The sequence below is a fragment of the Kitasatospora sp. NPDC101235 genome (assembly GCF_044767505.1).
GTDB lineage: Bacteria > Actinomycetota > Actinomycetes > Streptomycetales > Streptomycetaceae > Kitasatospora.
The window spans coordinates 1-5781 of sequence record NZ_JBIWNZ010000075.1 but is presented as its reverse complement, the minus strand read 5'-3'; the positions used below and the strand labels follow the sequence as shown (position 1 = coordinate 5781).

Here is a 5781-nt window from a genome sequence, read left to right as displayed (position 1 = left end):
TTCGGATCCAGGTGAGTCATTCGGCCCAGGAACCTCCCTCCGAGTTCCTCCCGGCTGAACCGGGGATACAAACAGAGCGCCTCGTGGCGCACAAGGCGCGCTCGACGACCCACCGCACCTTGCCCAGTCCGGAACCGTGGGCGACGCCGCGCCGCGCGATCAAAGGCTTGATGCCCCGCTTCCACAGCAGGCGACGGTATTTGTCGAAGTCGTAACCCCGGTCGGCATACAGGCGCCGGGGCTTGCGGCGGGGACGTCCGCGCAGTCCCCGGATCGGCGGGACACTGTCGAGCAGCGGCAGGAGCTGGGTGACGTCGTGCCGGTTGCCTCCAGTGAGGGTGACGGCGAGCGGGGTTCCGTGCCGGTCGACGATCAGGTGGTGCTTGGAGCCGGGGCGGGCGCGGTCGACGGGCGAGGGGCCGACGTGATCCCCCCTTTGAGGGCCCGGACATGCGAGCCGTCCACGGCGCAGTCGTCCAGGTCCAACGATTCCGCGCGGCGGAGTTCGGCCAGCAGGGCGGCATGGAGGCGTGGCCAGACGCCGGCCTCGGTCCAGTCCCGCAGCCGGCGCCAGGCCGTCACGCCGGAGCAGCCCACGGTCTCCACCGGGACGTCGCGCCAGGCAACGCCGGTCCGTAGCACGAACAGAACTCCGGCGAGCGCCGCCCGGTCGGGAACACGCAGCCGCCCGGGATGCCGGGGGCGCCGTTCGGGAGCGGGCGGCAGCAGCGGGGCCACCCGCTCCCACAGGTCGTCAGGAACAAGATCAGCACGCACCCGGACACCCTGCCGACCAAGATCGTTGAGCGCAAGACCCGCAGCTCAACTCATTCTGAAACGATCAGTTACTCCGCTGGTTGGACAGGTACTGAACGACCTGGCTGCGATTACGCCACCACTCCCGGACTGTTTCCGGTGTCCATCGCGAGTCGCCATCACAGCCGTACCCGAGAAACGGGTCGTTGTCTGCCGCCTCGACCAGCAGCGCGGTGTCCGCAGGCGTTCTGGGCTGGCGATAGACGTACTCGCTGAGGTACTCGCCTCCGTAGAGAACGTGGGAAGGTGCCGAAAGCCGCCCCGTCCAGCAGGTGTCGGTCTCCCCGCCGTAGAAGGGCCCGGGGACGTTGAGCCACAGTCGGTCCTCCCAACGGCCCCGAAAGGCATCGCGGCCGTTGCCGAGGATGGCCACCGGGTCGAAGTAGAGCGTCATCTACCGAGACTAGGGCATCGGTTCGGGCTGAGCGACGGGCTGCCGGCAGGAGAAGGGGGACTGCCTGATCCCACCGGGCTGACACACTCGCCGTTTGACTCTTCAGCTCATGGGATGTCTGTCAAGTTCTTCTGTTCAGATATCCAAAGTCTCGGGTCCTGGGAGTCAGATGTCCCGGCTCACCGAATTTTGACTGCAGGCAGGTCTGCCGTCAGCAGCGCAGCGTCCGCTGGGCCAGGGCAAGGGTGACCTCGGTCTCGTCGCTCCAGGAGCAGACCTCCAGCCAGGAGAGGTAGCCGGCCTGAGCGAAGACTAGGACTTCGCCGGGGCAGTCACCGTTCTCGGTGTAGATCAGGGCGTCGGAGGCCACCACCGTGCTCGGTCCGGACGGTGCCGGCTGGACCGAGGTCGTGTCGAGCTCGAAGTAGGTCGTGCCGCACCCGCACGTACAGCGCCCTCGCACGCGTAGATGGGGCACTTGGGCGCGGAGCGCCCGGTGAACCGGATTGTCACCGTTAAGGAGGGCGTCGAGCACCTCAGCCACGTCGGGAGGAAGGCACTCAGTCATCAGGGGCCTCTGCTCCAGAGAGTTCTAGTTCAAGATCACGCAGGCGTTGCGGGCTAACCTGCGGAGGCACCCAACTGTTGCTGCGTGCGTGGTTGACGAAGTCGGGCGGAAGCCTCAGGTGGTGCTGCTCGACGTAGTGTGCGAGATCGCTGGGCCAGAACCATGTGCCGTCGGTCAGCAGTGCCATGCTGCCCAGCGAAGGGCCTTCTGGCGTAAGACGACATCGGGCTATGGAAGTCGTTGCTGCCAGGAGAGTGCCTGCCCGCAGATAGGAGATGAGAGCGGCGTCGTCCTTGTCGGGGCCAGCGTGCAGGAAGGGCAGCATGCTCGGCGCCTGCTCCTCACCGGTCACCAGTTCGCGGTAGTAGCCCAGGTGCCGGGCCAGGTCGATGCCTGTGCGGAGGTCCGGGACGGGCACGGGAGCGAGGGTCAGGGTAGTGATGGGCAGAGGTGGGCAGACCTCCGGCGGCCGGGTGAGCTCCGCCAGTTCGGTGCGGGGAGTCTGGTGCGTCGCCAGAGCGGCAACGTATTCCCGAGCTTGCCCGATGCTCATCCCCGGTGCGTTCCGGCGCAGCTCCCGCAGCGCTGCCACGGTGCCTTGGGCCTCCAGGATCGCGCCGACCAGGCTGGCAACCGGGTCCGGTCGTGCCAGGCCCTTCACGTCGTGCCGGTAGAGGTCTTCCCACTCGCCGGTCACGTACGTCGTGACCGGGATCAGGTGCAGGCTGCCATCCGTTGCGTCGACCAGGATTGGCCCCAAGCCGACCAGCAGGTGCTCCGGGCTGCGGGTGCGGATGTACTCGGCTGACTGGCAGAAGACCAACCATCCCAGTGGATGTTCTTCGGCGCTGGACACCAGTACCTTCTGTGTCCACTGATGTGCGCTGAGCGCCAAGCCGCGTTCGCGCGCGAGCCAGGCCTCGACCAGGCTGACCGCTGAATCCTGTTGCAACCTCACAGCGGAGATCATGCCGACCTCTCACCGATCCGGCCAACGAAAATCGCACAGCTGGCGGGTCTGGAGGGTTCTGGTCACGCGGCACCGCTGAGCGCCATCGGCGGGCGGGCCGGGTGCAGCGGGATCGTTGTGCGGGCGGCATTGTCGGCGCGGGCACGGCGTTGGGCAAGGACTTGGTGGCGGCCGCGGCGCGGGCTGCGCGCTGGTCGGCGTCTTCCTTCGCGGCGATGGCCTCGGCGAAGGCAGTCTCGGGCTCGCGGTGGTCGAGGAGGTACTGGGTCTGGTGAGCGATGGCGGCGACGATGGCCGGGTTGGTGCCAACCGGTGGGCTTGGCCGTCTGGTGGGCGGCGAGGGCTCGGTGGTAGCCGGTGGAGGCGTCCGCGCGGGTCTTCACTGGGGCGTCCGGTTCGCTGTCGGTGCGGGAGGCCTGGTTGCTCACCGGCGCGACGGGGGTGGTGCGGGGCACCGCGCTGGGCGGTAGGACGCGCAGGTCGCGGACGACGGTGGAGCCCATCTTGCGGTTGATCCGGGCGACGAGCTGGCGGCCGAGCAGACGTAGTTGGGTGGCGCAGGCCGGTGCGGCGGTCTCGGTGTTCGGGGACGCCTCGGAAGGTGTCCCCGAACACCGCGCCGACCTGTCGGCCGACGGGCCGGCTCCCTGCAACGGGGCACGACCGTGGTCCCGGGACCGGTAGTGGGCTGCGGCCGGGAGGACGTGAACCAATCTGTCGGCTTCTGGGCGTGGCCCACCGGGTTGCGACAGCCGTTGGCAGGACATCGCCCCGGCCCGACCGGAACGGGCTGGACGCCGATGGGGCTTGAACAGGGCAGACGGGTCGGACGTCAGCCGCCAATTTTGCATTTCTAACCGGACAATCATGCAAAAAAGCCTAGGGTGGCGTGAACAGCAGGAAGAAAACCGAACAAGTATTGCGGCTAGCCCGTTGTTGCGACGCTGACCTGCGCAGATCCGGTTCTGCTGGACCAGGTTGTTGCAGAACATCGCCCTGGTGTCCGCCCGTCTGGCCTTCCGGCGCGCCATGGTGCCCAAGAATTTTGACCGATGGTGAGCGGGGAGCTGCAACCTCCCTTTCCCCAGAGCAGATTGTGGGCTGCCCTAAGGGCTGTCCCGTAACTGATCCTTGACGCGATCGAGTGGTGGTCGTCGCTCGGCGGCTGTCGCCTCACGCGGCCTGGACGAGGTTGTGAAGGCGGGCGATGCCGAGCATGGCGTGGTGGACACCGTCGCCTTTGAGGCGGCAGTCGCGCAGGATCTTCCAGGTCTTCATCCGTGCGAAGACGTGCTCGACACGGGCCCGGACCTGCTTGTGCTCACGGTTGTGCTCGGCCTGCCACTCGGAGAGCTCGCCTCCCCTGGGTCGGCGGTGCGGGATGACCAGGCCGGTGCCCGGATAGCCGCCGTCGGCGATCGTGATCGTTCTGCCGACGACGGCCTTGGCACCCGATTCGGCCCATGCCTTGCAGTCGTTCCGGTTGCCTGGGACAGGCCTGCCGACCGCGACGACCAGGCGGGTGTGGGCGTCGATGACGACCTGATGATTGGTGGAGTACCGGTAGTTCTTGGACTGCTCGGCGATCGTGTGGTCGCGGGTCGGCACCAGGGTGCCGTCGACGATCAGTACGGTGCCCTTGCGGAAACGTCGCCGCGGCTTGAGTGCGAGCAGTGGGCCGATGTGGTCGATGACACGGTCGGCTGCCGACTTGGACACCCCGAACAACGGCGCGAGCTGCCGCAGCGTCAGGTTCGTGCGCCAATAGGCCGCGACCAGCAGAACCCGATCTTCCAAGGGCAGGCCCCATGGCCGACCAGGGCGGGCCGTGTCGACGCCTTCGCGGGGGAGCATTGTGATCACCTTGCGGAAGTCGCGCGGGTTCAGCCCGGTGAAGGGAGCTATCCAGGACGGCTCTGACGCCGTGATCACACCAGCCACCGCAAGATCATCCCCCCGCCTCAGGCCCCCCTTGCGCCAGCGCGGCCCGGCACCGATCCACCTGCTCGGCCACCTGCTCCATGAACCAGCGCATGATCTCGTACGGGATGACGTGCTCGTCATAGCTGTGGATGTGGACGGTCGGCTCCAGATCCGGATCCTCGTCGGGGATGAACGCGGCCAAGAAGGCCGCCCCGTGCATATGCGTCGGTGCACCGGGGACATCGGCCCACTCTGCGGGCGCCGGAACGGCCTCGCTCAACTCCAGGGTCCAGGCGTCGTCAGGCCCGGCGTAGAGGGACTGAATGGCGTAGTGGACGCCTGCGTGTTCGCGTAGATCTGGCATGTCCGGAGGCTGCCACACCTGCCAGGTCGGAGTCGCCTGGATATCGGGCACGGTCCGCTGGTTGCCGTCAGCCCTCGCACCCGCCGGCTCGGCCGGCGGTTACGGGACAGCCCTTACCTCAGCATGGCCGTGTACGGCTGCCTCACCAGTTTGTAGGGAGCGACGGACGATGGCGAACATCCGAGAACTCATGGGCCTCGGCACGGGGTCACGGTCCGGGCGCACCGCCCTGCCCTGGTGGTCCCTGCTGGTGGTCGCCGTCGTCCTGACGGGGACGGAACGGCTCCTGTCCTACGCGGACGTGGCCTGGCCCTACCTCCTGGCGGCGGGCGTCGCCCTCACGGCCTGCGCGCTGCTGGCCATCGCGCTGACCCGAAAGCGCTGAGGAACCCCCGAACCCGATGATCCCCGGTGCCCCCGGGGCCGATGCCCGTGGCCGAACTCCGGCCACGGGCATCGCCGTTGAGGGGCACCCCGCGCGTCCGCGCACCGGCCGGATCCTCTGAGGGATGGACCGTGCCCCGTTCTGGCGCGTGCGGGGCGGAAACGGGTCGCCCCGTGGACGCCCACTCTGCATCCGTCAGATCACCCCGCCCCATGTCCACATCAACGACACGACGGCGGAGTAGTCACATGATCGGCCGGACAAGTCCTAGGGCACGTATTCGGTCGTGATCAATCTGTGTGATTCACCTTCGCGGCGGGTCCTGATCCGGTAGACCGTGGTGTGTGACGCGAGCGCAACT

Annotated in this window: 6 protein-coding genes and 1 pseudogene; 1 reads left to right on the top strand and 6 read right to left on the bottom strand. The window is 67.7% G+C overall.

All coding sequences use genetic code 11. From position 1 onward, the window contains the following. Nucleotides 1–94 precede the first annotated feature (94 nt). The 6 genes and pseudogenes from ACIRRH_RS43695 to ACIRRH_RS43670 all read right to left on the bottom strand — a co-directional run. Nucleotides 95–777 (bottom strand): annotated as a pseudogene (locus tag ACIRRH_RS43695) (IS5 family transposase); the annotation flags it as partial. Between the two features lie 64 nt (nucleotides 778–841). Continuing rightward, nucleotides 842–1210, bottom strand: coding sequence for a hypothetical protein (locus ACIRRH_RS43690; protein ID WP_403079057.1), 369 nt, complete (start codon nucleotides 1208–1210; stop codon nucleotides 842–844). 211 nt (nucleotides 1211–1421) lie between these two features. After that, on the bottom strand, nucleotides 1422–1673 hold the full coding sequence (locus tag ACIRRH_RS43685) for a hypothetical protein (protein ID WP_403079056.1): 252 nt from the start codon (nucleotides 1671–1673) through the stop codon (nucleotides 1422–1424). A 97-nt stretch (nucleotides 1674–1770) separates the two neighbouring features. Further along, nucleotides 1771–2748 carry a YrhB domain-containing protein gene (locus ACIRRH_RS43680; protein WP_403079054.1) on the bottom strand — a complete coding sequence of 326 codons (978 nt, stop codon included), beginning with the start codon at nucleotides 2746–2748 and terminating at the stop codon, nucleotides 1771–1773. Nucleotides 2749–3921: 1173 nt separating this feature from the next. Beyond that, nucleotides 3922–4689, bottom strand: a complete 768-nt coding sequence (locus ACIRRH_RS43675) for a transposase (protein WP_403079051.1) — start codon at nucleotides 4687–4689, stop codon at nucleotides 3922–3924. 7 nt (nucleotides 4690–4696) lie between these two features. Beyond that, the gene (locus ACIRRH_RS43670; protein WP_403079050.1) at nucleotides 4697–5086 is read right to left on the bottom strand and encodes a hypothetical protein; all 390 of its coding nucleotides are present in this window, start codon (nucleotides 5084–5086) and stop codon (nucleotides 4697–4699) included. Between the two features lie 118 nt (nucleotides 5087–5204). Between ACIRRH_RS43670 and ACIRRH_RS43665 the strand changes: the two genes are divergently transcribed. Continuing rightward, entirely contained in the window at nucleotides 5205–5420 is a 216-nt protein-coding gene (locus tag ACIRRH_RS43665) for a hypothetical protein (RefSeq protein ID WP_403079048.1), read from the top strand. Nucleotides 5421–5781: the final 361 nt, after the last annotated feature.